Below are 15,177 nucleotides of genomic sequence, written 5' to 3' on the forward strand. Positions count from 1 at the left end.
TCAATGCCGGTTTTCTTCGAGCGACGTTTTTATTTGATCAGGCTTAGGAATTCCATGCGGGTCGCCGCATTTTCGCGGAATTCGCCCAGCATCACTGAAGTGATCATCGACGAGTTCTGCTTTTCCACACCGCGCATCATCATGCACATGTGCTTGGCCTCGATCACCACCGCCACGCCCAGGGCACCGGTCACCTGCTGGACCGCATCGGCGATCTGGCGACTGAGGTTTTCCTGGATCTGCAGGCGACGGGCGTACATATCGACGATGCGCGCGACCTTCGACAGGCCCAATACCTTGCCGCTCGGGATGTAGGCCACATGGGCCTTGCCGATAAACGGAAGCAAATGGTGTTCGCACAGCGAGTACAACTCGATGTCCTTGACCAGCACCATCTCGCTGTTGTCGGAGCTGAACAAGGCACCGTTGGTGACTTCTTCCAGGGTCTGTTCATAACCGCGGCAAAGGTACTGCATGGCCTTGGCAGCGCGCTTGGGCGTGTCGAGCAGGCCCTCGCGGGAAACGTCCTCGCCCAATTGGCCGAGAATCGCGGTGTAATTCTGTTCCAGAGACATGAAACTACCTGTGGGATTTTACGCAAAGGGCAAGGGTACGGTGGCGGACACGGCGCTGCAAGCTCGGCAATCGAGCGGTTACTCGTCGCGGCCTTCCATCATGGTGCGCTTGAGCATCACGTAGACCGCACCGGCGCCGCCGTGCTTCGCCTGGCAGGAGGTGAAGCCGAGCACTTGCGGGTGCTGGCGCAGCCAGGTGTTGACGTGGCTCTTGATCATGGGGCGCTTGCCGTCCAGCCGCACGGCTTTGCCGTGGGTGACGCGTACGCAGCGGATTTCGAATCTGGTGGCTTCGGCCAGGAAGGCCCAGAGGGTCTCTCGGGCTTTTTCGACGGTCATGCCGTGCAGGTCGAGGCTGCCTTCGAAGGGGATCTGGCCTACCTTCAGCTTGCGCATCTGGCTTTCCTGAACGCCGTCGCGCGCCCACATCAATTCATCTTCGGGGCCGACGTCGATGACGAACTGATCGGACAAGCCATCCACGGTCGTCGCGTCGGTGCGCACGGTGGCGGCTTGGCGCAGCTTGGCGATTTGTGCGCGATCGGCCTTGGGTTTGCCCGTTTCGGCGCGATCGTGTTTGATTGGTTTTACGCCCTGGATCGCACTTTTGAACAGGGAAAAGTCGTCGTCTTGCATGTCAGCCTCCGCGAAGGCCGGCCAGTTTACCCAACTCCCGGGGATTAGGGCGCGACAAAACGTCGGATGGCGGATCAGTCGTGTTTTTTCATCAGATGCGGAGCCATGGCCAGCTCCAGGGATTGGCGGGCGCGACGGCGGCAGCGCCGCCAGAGCCAGATGCCCAACAGCAGTACCAGCAGTCCGATTGCCAGGATGACCGCCGAACCCAGCGGTGTGGCGTTCAGCTCGCCCAGTGCGGGCGGGCGGCCAAGCAGGCTTGCGGCGCCAGCCATCGCCAGTAGCACGCCGAGCGTCGCCAGCAGGGCCGCGATCCCCGCGCCGATACGAAATCGCCAGTTGCTCGGGCCCTTGGGCCGCAAGCGACGTGCGTCAAAACCATCGGATATCTTCATTCCGACCTTCCTCAATGGGTATCGGCCCTTCGACCGGAAGATGTTCGGGTTGTTCCTGATACTCCAGTAATTGAAGCAAATGAGAGGCTTTTGCGGATGAGCGGCGCAGCAGGCCGCTCATCGAGCGCTATCAGGTGAAATCGTGGGTCAAGGCCAGCGTGGCGAAGTTGTCTGCCATGATCGCCATTTCGGTCTGGTGTACGTGATCGGCGCTGAGTACGCCGCCCTTGTGCGGCAGATCACGAGTGGCGCAGGCGTCCTCGACCAGGGTGCAACGAAAGCCCAGGTTCTTGGCTGCCCGCACCGTGGTGCTGACGCTGGAGTGGCTCATGAAACCACAGACGATCAGGTCCAGGGGACCGAGGTCCTCCAGGCGCTTCTTCAGGTCAGTGCCGTGGAAAGCGCTCGGCAGCAGTTTTTCGATCACGGTTTCGTCGCCCTGGGGTTCAAGGCCCGGAATGAATTCGCCGCGCTCACCCTGTGGATCGAACAGCCCGCCATGGGTGCCCAGGTGGCGCACATGTACGATCGGCCGGCCGGCGGCGCGGGCAGCGCCGAGCAATTGCTTGATGTTCGCGACCGCCGCATCCATGCCGCTCAGGGCGAGGGGGCCGGCGAGGTATTCTTTCTGGGCATCGATGATGATCAGGGTCGCTTGACTCAGGTTGGCCGCTGCGTAACCGCGGCCGCTGAGTTGAAACATCGTTTTTGGAACGGACATTCTGGGGCTCCTTCGAGTGGGGCTTTTGCGACATTGTCCTCTGGCGGAGCGGTTCTGTGAATCGCTTCCATCACAAGCACCGTCGTTGCTGGCCTACAGCCTTGTCAAGATAGACATCTTGTTCAATAGGGTTGACGGAAAACGGAAGGATCCTACGATTGCAGCGATATTTACTGTCGTCCTTGGAGCGCGTTTGGGTAGGCATGCGTTTGGCTGGTAGACTCGCCCGTCGATTTTCCTGGAGTTTGCCGCCGTGATCACTTCCCGCCTTCGTACCCTGCGCGACCATATCCGTTGGGCCGTCAGCCGTTTCCATGGGGAGGATCTGTTCTTTGGCCATGGCACCGACAACGCCTGGGACGAAGCGCGCCAGCTAGTCCTGGGCGCGTTGCACCTGCCCTGGGAAATTGCCGACAGCTATCTGGACTGCCGTCTAGAAGACGAGGAGTTGGTGCATGTGCAGCGTCTGCTGCGCCGACGTATCGCTGAGCGCATTCCGGCCGCTTACCTGTTGGGCGAGGCCTGGTTCTGCGGCATGTCGTTCATCGTCGACGAACGCGTGCTGATTCCTCGTTCGCCCATTGGCGAGTTGATCGAAAAACGCTTCGAGCCTTGGCTGGGCCAGGAGCCCGCGCGAATCCTCGACTTGTGTACCGGCTCCGGTTGCATCGGGATTGCCTGCGCCTACGAGTTCCCCGAGGCCGAGGTGGTGTTGGCCGACCTGTCGTTCGAAGCGCTGGAAGTCGCCAACCAGAACATCGAGCGCCACGGTGTGGACGAACGGGTGTTTACCGTCCAGGGCGATGGTTTCGATGGGCTTCCTGGGCAACGTTTCGACCTGATCGTGTCGAACCCGCCCTACGTCGACGCGGAAGATTTCGCCGACATGCCCCAGGAATACCAGCACGAGCCTGAGCTGGGCCTGGCCTGTGGCGACGACGGTTTGAACCTGGTACGCCGGATGCTCGCCGAGGCGGCCGATCATCTGACGGACAAAGGATTGTTGATCGTCGAAGTGGGCAACAGCCAGGTTCATGTCGAGGCGCTTTATCCAGAAGTCGACTTCGCCTGGCTGGAGTTCGAGCGCGGTGGGCACGGCGTGTTCATGCTCAGCGCCGAGCAGTGCCGTGAGCACCAGGCGTTGTTCGCTTCGCGGGTTTGACGCTGGCTGTGTTGGCGACCGCGTTCGTGGCGAGGGGATAAATCCCCTCGCCACGGGAGTTGCGTCAGACACTTCTGAGCAGCCATCAATGCCGCGTAGCAATCCAGATCAGCAATCCGGCCTGGAACATCGCAAACGCCACCAGGCAGGTGATGGTGAAGCGCAGGCCCGTGTCTTCACGCTTGAACTTATTGACCTTCTCTTCCTGCTTCTGCAGCTTGACTTCCTGCTCCGCCAGATTCTGCTCGGCCTGTTGCAACATCTGCGCGGCTTCGAGAATCTCGACGAACTGCAGCTTCTCGGTGTTCCAGTCGCCCAGCAGCTCGCCAACCTGGGCTTGCTTGACGCTGCCCTTGAGGTGTTGGGCATCGGCGTAGACCACTTCGAAGCCGTGGGCTTTGAGGAAGTGATCACGACGCAAGCGGGTGTCTTCGTTCAGCGCGTCCTTATTGTTCAGGTCAGTACCGTCAACCCGATAGGTCGACCAACGCTTCTTGGCCCAAGTGATGCCCTGGGCGGCGAGGAAGCGACCTATGCCCCGGTTCAGGGGCTCGACTTGCAAGCTGTCGGGCGAGAAGAACAGGCGTTTCTCGACGTGGTCGGCCCACACGTCGAGGTGATTCTGTTCCTTGCGCACTCGCTGGCCGGGCAACTGAATGCTCATGCGCAGCAAGCTGCGTTCCTTGCTATGGCGCTCGGCATAGCTGAACTCGACAAACCGCAGCGGCCGCGCACCGGTGGCGCGATCGGTCTTGAGCGGGGCCAGCCGAAGCATCTTGTGATGTTCGGCCTCAACGTCCGTCCAAGGCAGCTCGGGCGCCGATGGGCCTGCTGGCGCGGCCGCTTCGGCGGCGATGTCGGGAGAAGTCTGAGTCTCAGTCATAACGGCAAAAATCCTGTCCAGGCCGGCTTGTCGGCAGCCATTGCGCTGTCCGACACCGGTTTATCGGCCGGGTTTGCCAAGACTAGAGGGCTATAGGCCACCAAACGCGCTTAACGGGCGGCCAACGTGCCAATAAAACCCAGGATGTGGGCACTGAGCTCCGCCGCCAGGGGCAGGTTCGGATCCTTGTAGGAGGCCAGTTGCCGCTTGACGTCGTTGGGCACGATGCGCATCACATGGTTCATGCCCTTGATCTGCGCCAGTTCGGCGTCGGGCTTGGCCACTTTCAATTGCCGGGCATCGTTGACGCTGACCTGGATATCGTGGCTGCCCTGGATGATCAGCGCCGGCATTTTCAGGGCTGCGAAGGCCTGGGCCGGATCCTGGCGGAACAGCGAGATCAAGTAAGGCTGCACGCTGGGGCGAAAGATGACCTGCAGTTGCGCAGGAACATTCGGGTCGGGATGGCCGGCCTTGAGGCTGTCGAGTGACTCGTTGCTGCGCAGCATCAGCGGCGGTGGTAGGCGGGCGCTGAGTTGCTGGCGCAAGACCTCGTCGATGGGGCGCGCGCTGCCGGCCACCGAGATGACCGCCGCCGCGTTGGCCTGGGGCGCGGCGAGGCTGGCGATCAGCGCCCCTTCGCTGTGGCCCAGCAGGATCAATGGGCCCAGGCGAGGATCGGCGGCCAGCTTGTGGCTCCAGGCCACGGCGTCGGCTACGTAGGCTTCGACGCTCAGGTTGCGTTCGTCCGGTGTGGCGGCGAGGCTGGCGGCCACCCCGCGCTTGTCGTAGCGCACGCTGGCGATGTTCTGCCGGGCCAACACCCAGGCCAGGCGCTTGAGGCTGTCATTGCGCCCGCCTTCGGGGTTGTTTCCGTCACGATCCGTAGGGCCAGAGCCAGAAATGATCAGGACGACGGGCACCGGCGTGTCGGACTTTGGCAGCAGCAGGGAGCCGAAAAGTTCACCATTGCCGGTGTCGAGGCTGATGGGACGTTGCAGGACGGTGGCCTGGGCGACGCCGCAGACCAGGCCCGTGAAGAGGGTAAGGCTCAACACAAACAGTTTTAACATCATGACGCCATGAGTTGCGAAGGTGCCGGTTGGACTGGCGGGCATTGATAAGGTTCGAGGATGAACTACTCGGGGAGCCTGCGTATACTGGCGCCCATCTCGATTTCTCAGCGATTTCTCGGAGCACCCTGCATGTCCGGCAATACCTACGGCAAGCTGTTCACCGTCACCACCGCGGGCGAAAGCCATGGCCCGGCGTTGGTCGCCATTGTCGACGGCTGCCCGCCGGGCCTGGAGATTTCCCTGGACGACCTTCAGCGTGACCTGGACCGCCGCAAGCCCGGCACCAGCCGCCACACCACCCAGCGCCAGGAAGCCGATGAGGTCGAAATCCTTTCCGGCGTCTTCGAGGGGCGCACCACCGGCTGTGCCATTGGCCTGCTGATCCGTAACACCGACCAGAAGTCCAAGGACTACTCGGCCATCAAGGACCTGTTCCGCCCGGCTCACGCCGACTACACCTACCACCACAAATACGGCGAGCGCGACTACCGCGGCGGCGGGCGCAGCTCGGCCCGGGAAACCGCGATGCGCGTGGCGGCCGGGGCGATCGCCAAGAAATACCTGGCCAGCCAGGGCATCGTCATCCGCGGCTACATGAGCCAACTGGGCCCGATCGAAATTCCGTTCAAGACCTGGGACTCGGTCGAACAGAATGCCTTCTTCAGCCCCGACCCGGACAAGGTGCCGGAGCTGGAGGCCTACATGGACCAACTGCGCCGGGACCAGGATTCGGTTGGCGCGAAGATCACCGTGGTCGCCGAAGGCGTGATGCCTGGCCTTGGCGAGCCGATCTTTGACCGTCTCGACGCCGAGCTGGCCCACGCGCTGATGAGCATCAACGCGGTGAAGGGCGTGGAAATCGGCGCCGGTTTCGCCTGCGTCGCCCAGCGCGGCACCGAACATCGTGACGAACTGACGCCACAAGGTTTCCTGAGCAATAACGCCGGTGGGATTCTCGGCGGCATCTCGTCGGGCCAGCCGATCGTCGCGCACCTGGCCTTGAAGCCGACGTCCAGCATCACCACGCCGGGGCGCTCCATCGATATCCATGGCAACCCGGTGGACGTCATCACCAAGGGCCGCCATGATCCGTGCGTGGGCATCCGCGCCACGCCGATCGCCGAAGCGATGATGGCCATCGTGCTGATGGATCATCTGTTGCGCCATCGCGGCCAGAATGCCGACGTTCACGTCGGCACCCCGGTGCTGGGTCAGCTTTGATGGCTGGCCTGCCGACCGCCGTGGCCTGACGACCATGGCGGCGTTGCCGTACTGGCGGCTTTCCAGTTTCTACCTGTTCTATTTCGCGTTGCTCGGTTCCACTGCGCCGTTCCTGGCGCTGTACTTCGATCACCTGGGGTTCAACGCGGCACGCATCGGCGAGCTGGTGGCGATCCCCATGCTGATGCGCTGCGTGGCGCCGAATCTCTGGGGGTGGCTGGGGGACTACACGGGCCGGCGCCTGGCGATCGTGCGGTTCGGCGCGATCTGCACGCTGCTGAGCTTCTCCCTGATCTTCATCGACAAAAGCTACGCCTGGCTGGCGATGGTCATGGCGCTGCATGCATTCTTCTGGCACGCGGTGCTGCCGCAGTTCGAAGTCATCACCCTGGCTCACTTGAGCGGACAAGCCTCGCGCTACAGCCAGATCCGCCTGTGGGGCTCCATCGGGTTCATCATCACGGTCGTTGTGCTCGGCCGCCTGTTCCAATGGCTGAGCCTGGACATTTATCCGGTGGCCCTGGCCTTGATCATGGGTGGCATCGTGCTGAGCAGCTTCTGGGTGCCCAACGCTCAGCCGGTGCAGGGGCCGCGGGTGGCCGGGGACGGATTCCTGCGGCAGTTGCGCAACCCGGGGGTGCTGGCGTTTTATGCCTGCGTCGGCCTGATGCAAATGAGCCACGGGCCGTATTACACCTTCCTGACGCTGCACCTGGAGCGCCTGGGCTACAGCCGTGGATTGATCGGCGTGCTCTGGGCCGTCGGCGTCGTGGCCGAAGTGTTGGTGTTCCTGTTCATGAGCCGGATCCTGGCGCGGTATTCCGTGCGTCGGGTGCTGATGGTCAGTTTCCTGTTGGCGGCGCTGCGCTGGTTGCTGCTCGGCTCGCTGGCCGAATTCCTCTGGGTATTGTTGTTTGCCCAGGTGCTCCACGCCGCGACGTTCGGCAGCTTTCACGCCGCTGCCATCCACTTCGTGCAACGTAGTTTCGGCCCGCGCCAACAAGGTCAGGGCCAGGCGCTGTACGCCGCGCTGGCCGGCACCGGTGGAGCGCTGGGGGCGTTGTACTCCGGCTATAGCTGGAATGCCATGGGCGCCGGTTGGACATTCAACATCGCCAGCCTCGCAGCCTTCGCTGCAGCCGTTATCATTGCCACACGCATGCAAGAGGACAGGCCATGAGCCTTACCCGTGAACAGCTCGCCCAGCAGATCATCGACGCCGGGCGTTTTTTGTACGGTCGCGGTTGGTCCCCGGCCACCAGCAGCAATTATTCGACCCGTTTAGCGCCCGACCAAGCCTTGCTCACCGTGTCGGGCAAGCACAAAGGGCAGTTGGGCATCGACGATGTGCTCGCCACCGACCTGGATGGCAACAGCCTGGAGCCGGGCAAGAAACCGTCGGCTGAAACCTTGCTGCACACCCAGCTGTATCGCTGGCGCCCACAGATCGGCGCGGTGCTGCACACCCACTCGGTAAACGCCACGGTGCTGTCGCGCCTGACCGGCGAAGCGTTCCTTGACTTTGAAGACTATGAACTGCAAAAAGCCTTCAGCGGCGTCACGACCCATGAGTCCCGGGTCCGCGTGCCGATTTTCGACAACGACCAGGACATCGCGCGCCTGGCCGCCAAGGTCCAACCCTGGCTGGACGCGCATCCCGATTGCGCCGGCTACCTGATCCGTGGCCACGGCCTGTACACCTGGGGGGCGGGCATGAACGATGCGCTGCGCCAGATCGAAGCGTTCGAATTCCTGTTCGAGTGCGAACTCAAGACCCGCGCACTCCTGAACCGATAATTGCTGGAGCCATTGCCATGAGCAGCCTGTCCGTCTACCACGTCTCAAGTCCAGAGATTCCGAACAAGGTACTGACCCACTTCGAGGACATCGCCTCGACCCTGGCCGAAAAGGGCGTGCGGTTCGACCGTTGGGAAGCCGCGACGAAAATCCAGCCCGGCGCCAGCCCGGAAGAAGTGATCGCCGCCTACAAGTCCCAGATCGACCAATTGATGACCGAGCGCGGCTACGTCACGGTCGACGTCATCAGCCTCAACAGCGACCATCCGCAGAAAGCCGAACTGCGGGCCAAGTTTCTTGATGAACACCGGCATGGCGAGGACGAGGTGCGATTTTTCGTCGCCGGTCGGGGCCTGTTTACCTTGCACATCGACGATTACGTCTACGCGGTCCTGTGCGAGAAGAACGACCTGATCTCGGTGCCCGCCGGTACCCCGCACTGGTTCGACATGGGCGAGCACCCGCATTTTGTCGCCATTCGCCTGTTCAACAACCCGGAAGGCTGGGTCGCGAAATTCACCGGCGATGACATCGCCAGCCGCTTCCCGCGCCTGGAGGACTGACGTCGTGACGATCAAAGCCATCCTCACCGATATCGAGGGCACCACCAGCGCGGTGAGTTTTGTCTTCGACGTGCTGTTTCCCTATGCCGCCGAGCACCTGCCGGACTTTATCCGCCACAACGCCGGGCGCGCCGACGTTGCTCAACAGTTGGACGCTGTGCGTCGGGACAGTGGCGAGCCGGACGCTGATATCGAACGGGTTATCGCGATCCTCTTGGGCTGGATCGCCGAGGACCGCAAGGCTACACCGCTCAAGGCGTTGCAAGGCATGGTCTGGGAGCAGGGCTACGAGGCCGGGCAATTGAAAGGCCACGTTTATCCGGATGCGGTGGATGCGCTGAAACATTGGCATCAGCAAGGCTACCGGTTGTTTGTGTATTCCTCTGGCTCGATCCAGGCGCAAAAGTTGATTTTCGGTTGCTCCGAAGCCGGTGACTTGTCGTCGCTGTTCAGCGGTTATTTCGACACGACCTCGGGGCCCAAGCGGGACGTGCAGTCCTACCAGCGGATCAGCGAGGCGGTGGGTGTCGCGCCGGGGGAAATCCTGTTTCTGTCGGATATCGTCCAGGAACTGGACGAGGCCCGTGGCGCCGGGATGGCCACGTGTGGCCTGGCGCGTGACGGGGGAGACCTGTCCGGACACGAAACCGTGGAAAGTTTTGCTCGAATCGATCCGTCCCGGTTCGGCGCTTGAACGGCGGACAAAAAAAATCAGGCCATGGAGCCATAAGCTCCAGGCCTGATCCCGGCACAGCGTGTCAGGCGCTGTGATAGGTCGGTAGCGCGAAGCGATGCTGGCTTTGCAGCATCGCCACAGGCGGCAATTCGCTGGCTTGTTCAGCCAGATCGCGGCGAATGGCACTGATGGCCCAGGACAACTGGTCCCCGGCGTGCAATTGCGCATAGGAAATCGTGCGTTTGAACAGTTTGCCGTCGCTGTTGCGCAAGGTCAGCAGGATCCCGCCATCCGGGCGTGCCTGGGTAGTGACTTCGTAGTTGGAAAACAGCGATGCAAACTTCTCTTGAATCATGTTCATCGTTCATTGCTCCATGGTATGGCAAACCGTGGAGGGGTAGTTGCAGTGTCTGTGCCAGTATTTGATTTGTTAAAAAATCCTTTTAAAACAATAGCTTAATAAATACCTATATTTTTGCTTTCGTGCAACTTGCATGAACGGCCATCGTGCATCCTGCATTTTGCGTGGTCCGACAATTATTTTTGGAACCAAACCGTGTCCCCGCGCTCACGCTTCGCCTGTTCCATGCAGCGGATACAAAACATTGCAAAAACCGCGTGTACAGCCTTGGAATCGCTGGCGTACTTTCGATCCAGATTTCGCATAACCCCACACAAGAACCGCGACCCATAAGGTCGGCCGGGGAAGGATCACCCATGAGTCGTACACCCAGCGACGCTATTACCTGGGGCATGATGTTGCGCAAGTTGCCCGCCATCGCCAGAGCTGTTCCCCGCATTGTCAAAGGCATGAAACTCGCCAACGTCCAGGACCCCGCGCAGCCCTGCGGCCTGGGTTGGTGCTTCGAACAAGCCACGCTACGCAACCCCCGAGGCCCGGCGCTACTGTGTGGCGATACGGTGCTGAGTTATGCACAGGTCAACGAGCAGGCCAATCGCATCGCCCATTGCTTGTTGGCGCGAGGCGTCGCGAAGGGCGACTGCGTAGCGATTTTCATCGAGAACCGTCCACAATTGCTGATCACGGTGCTGGCGGTGGCGAAAGTCGGCGCGGTCAGCGCGATGATCAACACCTCGCAAACGGGGGATGCACTGGTCCACAGCCTCGCATTGGTCGCGCCTGTTGCGGTGGTGGTCGGGGATGAGCGGGTCGCGGTGTTCAACGATGTGCGCGGTCGAACCGCGCTACCGGATGCTCGAACCTGGTGGGTGGCGGACCAGGATGCCTCCTCGGCGCCGTCCGGATTTGTCGACCTGATGGGCACAAGCCAGCAATTCCCCGGCGCCAACCCGGCCAGCAGCCAGCAGGTGTTTTTCAACGATCCCTGTTTCTATCTCTACACCTCCGGCACCACGGGGCTACCGAAGGCGGGGGTGTTCCGCCACGGCCGCTGGATGCGCACGTCCACCAGTTTCGGCCTGATCGCCTTGGACATGCAGCCCGACGACATCGTCTATTGCACGCTGCCGCTGTATCACGCCACCGGGTTATGTGTGTGCTGGGGCGCGGCGATCTGCGGTGCCTCGGGATTTGCGATCCGCCGTAAGTTCAGCGCCAGCCAGTTCTGGAGCGACGTGAGAAAGTATCGAGCGACGACCCTGGGTTACGTCGGTGAGCTGTGCCGTTACCTGGTCGATCAGCCTGCCAGCATCACGGACCGGCAGCACCGCGTGACGAAAATGATCGGCAATGGCCTGCGCCCTGGCGCCTGGGCGGCGTTCAAGACACGTTTCGGCGTTGACCACATCTGTGAGCTTTACGCGGCCAGCGACGGCAACATCGGGTTTACCAACATCCTGAACTTCGACAATACGGTCGGGTTTTCACTGATGGCCTGGGAGCTCGTGCAATACGATCACGACAGCGGCGCGCCCTTGCGCAACCTGCAAGGCCGCATGCAAAAAGTCCCCAAGGGCGAACCGGGCCTGCTATTGGCGCGCATCGACGAAAAGGCGCCGCTGGATGGCTATACCGATCCGGCGAAGACCGAGAAAACCATCCACCGGGACGTTTTCGTCCCGGGCGACCGTTATTTCAACACCGGTGATTTGCTGCGCAACATCGGTTTCGGCCACGGGCAGTTCGTCGATCGTCTCGGCGACACCTACCGCTGGAAAGGCGAAAACGTCTCCACCACGGAAGTCGAGAACGTGCTGCTGCAGCATCCGCAGATTGCCGAGGCGGTGGCCTATGGCGTCGAGATCAACGGCACCAATGGTCGCGCCGGCATGGCCGCGATCACACCGGCCGAATCCCTGGCGACCCTGGACTTCAATGAACTGCTGCGGTTTCTCCAGTGCAAACTGCCCGCCTACGCGGTACCGCTGTTCTTGCGCATCAAGGTGAAGATGGACACCACCGGCACCTTCAAATACCGCAAAACCCGTCTCAAGACCGAGGCTTTCGACCCGTGCCAGACAGGCGATGAGCCGATCTACGCCTGGCTGCCCGAGACCTCGACCTATGTGCCCGTGGACCGGCAATTGGCGATGCGCATCCAAGGGGGACAGTACCGCTATTGATTCTGGCTATGAGCATCGCAGAGAAAAAAGGGATGACAGCCCCGGAGTCCCTCGGGAAACTAGCGGCTTTGTGATGAGCCTGATGGAGTTTTCCCATGTCTGATACAAGCCGCCAGATGACCCCGGAAGAAGCAGCGGAATTTGCCGAGCAGGTCTTCAACGTTGCCCGCCAGGGCGACGCCGCGATGATGGCCGCGCTGCTGAGCAAGGGCTTGCCGCCGAACTTGCGCAATCACAAGGGCGATACCTTGCTGATGCTGGCCGCGTACCACGGGCATGTCGAGACGGTAAAAGTCTTGCTGGAACACAAGGCCGATCCGGAAATCCGCAACGACAACGGTCAGAGTCCCATTGCCGGTGCAGCGTTCAAGGGTGACCTTGCGGTGGTTTCAGCCCTGGTGGACGGTGGCGCGCAAGTGGAAGGCTCCTCGTTCGACGGTCGCACGGCATTGATGATGGCGGCGATGTTCAACCGAGTCGAAATCGTCGATTACCTGATCGGCAAAGGCGCCGACCCGAAGGCCAAGGATGCCAACGGCGTCTCGGCACTTGACGCGGCCAGGACCATGGGCGCGGTGGACACCACGGCGCAATTGGAGAAGTTGTTGGGCTGACCTCGCCAAAGGGAGTGAGGGATGCGCTATCCTTCGCGCCCGAAAAAAACACATCGCCACAGGATCCGCCCATGAAAGCCGTACTCATCGAACTCATCAGCAAAATCAGCTCCGGCTGCCTGGGCGAGGCGGACATCGAGAAGATTGCCGATGAGGCGGCCCAGGCCTACGCCGACCCGGTGGCGTTCCTGGCGGCCAACCCGGACATCAATTACGACGACACTTTCCCCATCGCGCTGGGCGAGTGGGTGGTGGTGGGCAGCTTGCCCGATACCGTGTTGTTCCAGGCGGATACCTACGTCGAGTTGTTCGAGCAGATCGTCGCCTCGTTCGGCCCCGGCGTCGCGTTCAACCTCAAGCCCAAGCAACTGGCCAAGACTGAAGCCCTGACCGCACTCAACCGCATCCAGATCCAGATGAGCAGCCTGAACAAGGAAAACGGTGGCTACGTGCTGATGAATTTCAGCCAGTTGCTCGACGATGAATTGCAGATGGTGCTGGTGTACGGCAACGACGTGCCGCGCGTGCTGGAGTTGTGCGCCGAGGTGGGCATCGCCGCGGCACCGTCCTTGGAAGCGCTCAAGGTCGCGGTTCACGTCTGAAGCAATAAAACGGAACCCTTGCCCAGGGGCCGCTATCCTAAATGGGCATATCACCATTCGGGAGCGACACCATGGGTTCCACTTTCAACGGCCTGATTGGCCTGATTATCCTGGCGCTCGATATCTGGGCGATCATCAACGTACTCAAGAGTGGCGCGGGCACCGGGGCGAAAGTCCTTTGGGTACTGCTGATCCTGCTGCTGCCGGTGTTGGGCCTGATCATCTGGGCGATTGCCGGGCCGCGTGGCAACGTGCGGGTCTGACCGCCCGATAAAAAAAATGCCCGACAGGTCATGACCTGTCGGGCATTTTTATTTGCGCGCCGTTATCAGGCTGTCGCCAACGAGGCCTTCTGCGAAGCGCTCAAGAAACGCAGCAAAGCCAGCAGCGGGAAGGCGCTGCCGACGATCACCACCCACAGCCAGCCGCCGTGTTCGTAGACCGCACTGGCGATGGACGAACCGAACGCACCGCCGACGAAGATGCTGGTCATGTACAGCGCGTTCAGTCGGCTGCGACTTTTGGCGTCGAGGGCGTAGATGGTGCGTTGGCCCAGGACCATGTTCATCTGTACGCAGAAATCCAGGACCACGCCGGTCACCGCCAGGCCAATCACGCTGTAGGCCGGGTGAATGAAGGCGGGCAGGAAACTCAAGCTGGCGAACAGCATCGCCAGCAGCGAAGCGACGCGGGTGTGACCGGCATCCGCCAGGCGCCCGGCTATGGGTGCGGCGATGGCACCGATGGCGCCGACCAGGGCGAACAAGGCGATCTCCGTCTGGGTGAGACCATGGTTGCGCGCCAGCTCCAAGGGCGCGGCGGTCCAGAACAGGCTGAACGTGGCGAACATGCAAGCCTGGTAGAACGCCCGTTGACGCAACTGCGGTTGTTGGCGCAACAAGGTGCCGAGCGATCCCAGCAGCTGGCCGTAGGAAGCGCTGTGATCGGGCTGGCGCTTGGGCACGGTCAGCGCCAGGACGATGCTGATGGCCGCCATCAGCACGGCGGCGATCATGAACATCGCCCGCCAGCCGAAATGATCGGCGACGACGCTGGAGATCGGCCGCGCCAGCAGAATTCCAAGCAACAGGCCGCCCATGATCCCACCGACAACCCGTCCCCGGGATTCCTCGGGTGCCAGGTGCGCTGCCAGTGGAATCAGCACTTGCACCGAGACAGAACTGAAGCCCACCAGTAGCGAGACCAGCAGGAACACATTCGGCTGATCGGTGAAGGCCGCACCCAGTAGGCTGGCTATCGCGACCACGGTGGTGAGGATCATCAAGCGCCGGTTTTCCAGCAGATCGCCCAATGGCACCAGGAAAAACAGGCCCAGGGCATAACCGATCTGGGTCAGCGAGACGATCAGGCTGGCCATGGTGCTGGACAGGCCGACGTCGGGAGCGATCAGTTCGATGATGGGTTGGGCGTAGTAGATGTTGGCGACGATGGCGCCGCAGCAGAAGGCGAACAGCAGGACCATGCCGCGGGTCAGGGTGACGCCGGGCGAGGAGGGATGAGCACTCATGGCAATCTCGTCGATCGATTGAAAGGATGGCGTGAGGCTAAAGACTTGCAGGGCTCTGGAACAGGCTTTGCGGCTGATATCAGTCATGCCCGGGATTAATGATGGCCATCAAATTCCTGTGGGAGCGAGCTTGCTCGCGATAGCGGCTGCTTATTCAGCATCGTTGATGCAGACAGACCGTATC

At 61.6% G+C, this 15,177-nt stretch carries 18 protein-coding genes; 10 read left to right on the forward strand and 8 right to left on the reverse strand.

What is annotated here, in order from left to right; translation table 11 throughout:
• Positions 1-29: 29 nt before the first annotated feature.
• The 4 genes from folE to J3P90_RS06985 all read right to left on the reverse strand — a co-directional run bounded on the left by folE (position 30) and on the right by J3P90_RS06985 (position 2,327).
• Entirely contained in the window at positions 30-575 is a 546-nt protein-coding gene (folE, locus tag J3P90_RS06970; protein ID WP_030142335.1) for a GTP cyclohydrolase I FolE, read from the reverse strand.
• Between the two features lie 78 nt (positions 576-653).
• Positions 654-1,211 (reverse strand): Smr/MutS family protein, encoded by a 558-nt coding sequence (locus tag J3P90_RS06975; RefSeq protein ID WP_045156639.1) that lies wholly within the window; start codon positions 1,209-1,211, stop codon positions 654-656.
• A 74-nt stretch (positions 1,212-1,285) separates the two neighbouring features.
• Positions 1,286-1,606 carry a hypothetical protein gene (locus tag J3P90_RS06980; RefSeq protein ID WP_420766966.1) on the reverse strand — a complete coding sequence of 107 codons (321 nt, stop codon included), beginning with the start codon at positions 1,604-1,606 and terminating at the stop codon, positions 1,286-1,288.
• A 130-nt stretch (positions 1,607-1,736) separates the two neighbouring features.
• Positions 1,737-2,327 (reverse strand): cysteine hydrolase family protein, encoded by a 591-nt coding sequence (locus tag J3P90_RS06985; protein WP_420766965.1) that lies wholly within the window; start codon positions 2,325-2,327, stop codon positions 1,737-1,739.
• Positions 2,328-2,580: 253 nt separating this feature from the next.
• Here J3P90_RS06985 and prmB point away from each other — a divergent pair, with 253 nt between their 5' ends.
• Positions 2,581-3,489 (forward strand): 50S ribosomal protein L3 N(5)-glutamine methyltransferase, encoded by a 909-nt coding sequence (gene prmB / locus J3P90_RS06990; protein WP_420766964.1) that lies wholly within the window; start codon positions 2,581-2,583, stop codon positions 3,487-3,489.
• Positions 3,490-3,574: 85 nt separating this feature from the next.
• Here prmB and J3P90_RS06995 read toward each other — a convergent pair whose 3' ends face one another.
• Complete coding sequence (locus tag J3P90_RS06995) at positions 3,575-4,372, reverse strand: hypothetical protein (protein ID WP_420766963.1); 798 nt, start codon at positions 4,370-4,372, stop codon at positions 3,575-3,577.
• 110 nt (positions 4,373-4,482) lie between these two features.
• Positions 4,483-5,448 (reverse strand): alpha/beta hydrolase, encoded by a 966-nt coding sequence (locus tag J3P90_RS07000; RefSeq protein WP_434676550.1) that lies wholly within the window; start codon positions 5,446-5,448, stop codon positions 4,483-4,485.
• 129 nt (positions 5,449-5,577) lie between these two features.
• Between J3P90_RS07000 and aroC the strand changes: the two genes are divergently transcribed.
• Genes aroC through mtnC form a run of 5 tightly spaced genes read left to right on the forward strand, consistent with a single transcriptional unit; the run spans position 5,578 to position 9,723 of the window.
• Positions 5,578-6,669: a chorismate synthase gene (aroC, locus tag J3P90_RS07005; protein WP_434560105.1), complete on the forward strand. Its 1,092-nt coding sequence runs from the start codon at positions 5,578-5,580 to the stop codon at positions 6,667-6,669.
• Positions 6,670-6,703: 34 nt separating this feature from the next.
• Positions 6,704-7,849: an MFS transporter gene (locus J3P90_RS07010; RefSeq protein ID WP_434564133.1), complete on the forward strand. Its 1,146-nt coding sequence runs from the start codon at positions 6,704-6,706 to the stop codon at positions 7,847-7,849.
• Positions 7,846-8,466: a methylthioribulose 1-phosphate dehydratase gene (locus tag J3P90_RS07015; RefSeq protein WP_434607201.1), complete on the forward strand. Its 621-nt coding sequence runs from the start codon at positions 7,846-7,848 to the stop codon at positions 8,464-8,466. The genes J3P90_RS07010 and J3P90_RS07015 overlap by 4 nt, the downstream gene beginning before the upstream one ends.
• A gap of 17 nt (positions 8,467-8,483) precedes the next feature.
• Positions 8,484-9,029 carry a 1,2-dihydroxy-3-keto-5-methylthiopentene dioxygenase gene (locus J3P90_RS07020; protein WP_434648617.1) on the forward strand — a complete coding sequence of 182 codons (546 nt, stop codon included), beginning with the start codon at positions 8,484-8,486 and terminating at the stop codon, positions 9,027-9,029.
• Between the two features lie 4 nt (positions 9,030-9,033).
• Positions 9,034-9,723, forward strand: a complete 690-nt coding sequence (mtnC, locus tag J3P90_RS07025) for an acireductone synthase (RefSeq protein ID WP_434676018.1) — start codon at positions 9,034-9,036, stop codon at positions 9,721-9,723.
• 64 nt (positions 9,724-9,787) lie between these two features.
• Here the strand turns inward: mtnC and J3P90_RS07030 are convergent, their stop codons facing one another.
• Positions 9,788-10,066 (reverse strand): DUF3509 domain-containing protein, encoded by a 279-nt coding sequence (locus J3P90_RS07030; RefSeq protein WP_030142324.1) that lies wholly within the window; start codon positions 10,064-10,066, stop codon positions 9,788-9,790.
• Positions 10,067-10,422: 356 nt separating this feature from the next.
• Here J3P90_RS07030 and J3P90_RS07035 point away from each other — a divergent pair, with 356 nt between their 5' ends.
• From J3P90_RS07035 to J3P90_RS07050, 4 genes are all read left to right on the forward strand, one after another.
• Entirely contained in the window at positions 10,423-12,249 is a 1,827-nt protein-coding gene (locus tag J3P90_RS07035) for a long-chain-acyl-CoA synthetase (RefSeq protein WP_434676019.1), read from the forward strand.
• A gap of 95 nt (positions 12,250-12,344) precedes the next feature.
• Positions 12,345-12,863 (forward strand): ankyrin repeat domain-containing protein, encoded by a 519-nt coding sequence (locus J3P90_RS07040; protein WP_420766956.1) that lies wholly within the window; start codon positions 12,345-12,347, stop codon positions 12,861-12,863.
• Positions 12,864-12,934: 71 nt separating this feature from the next.
• A complete protein-coding gene (locus J3P90_RS07045; RefSeq protein ID WP_420766955.1) occupies positions 12,935-13,465 on the forward strand; it encodes a hypothetical protein in 531 nt (176 codons plus the stop codon).
• Positions 13,466-13,536: 71 nt separating this feature from the next.
• The gene (locus tag J3P90_RS07050) at positions 13,537-13,728 is read left to right on the forward strand and encodes a PLDc N-terminal domain-containing protein (RefSeq protein WP_053149901.1); all 192 of its coding nucleotides are present in this window, start codon (positions 13,537-13,539) and stop codon (positions 13,726-13,728) included.
• A gap of 65 nt (positions 13,729-13,793) precedes the next feature.
• On the opposite strand, the gene J3P90_RS07055 is transcribed toward J3P90_RS07050, so the two are convergent.
• Complete coding sequence (locus J3P90_RS07055; RefSeq protein ID WP_420766954.1) at positions 13,794-14,993, reverse strand: MFS transporter; 1,200 nt, start codon at positions 14,991-14,993, stop codon at positions 13,794-13,796.
• Between the last annotated feature and the right edge of the window lie 184 nt (positions 14,994-15,177).

It is taken from the genome of Pseudomonas sp. D3-10 (assembly GCF_051132175.1).
GTDB lineage: Bacteria > Pseudomonadota > Gammaproteobacteria > Pseudomonadales > Pseudomonadaceae > Aquipseudomonas.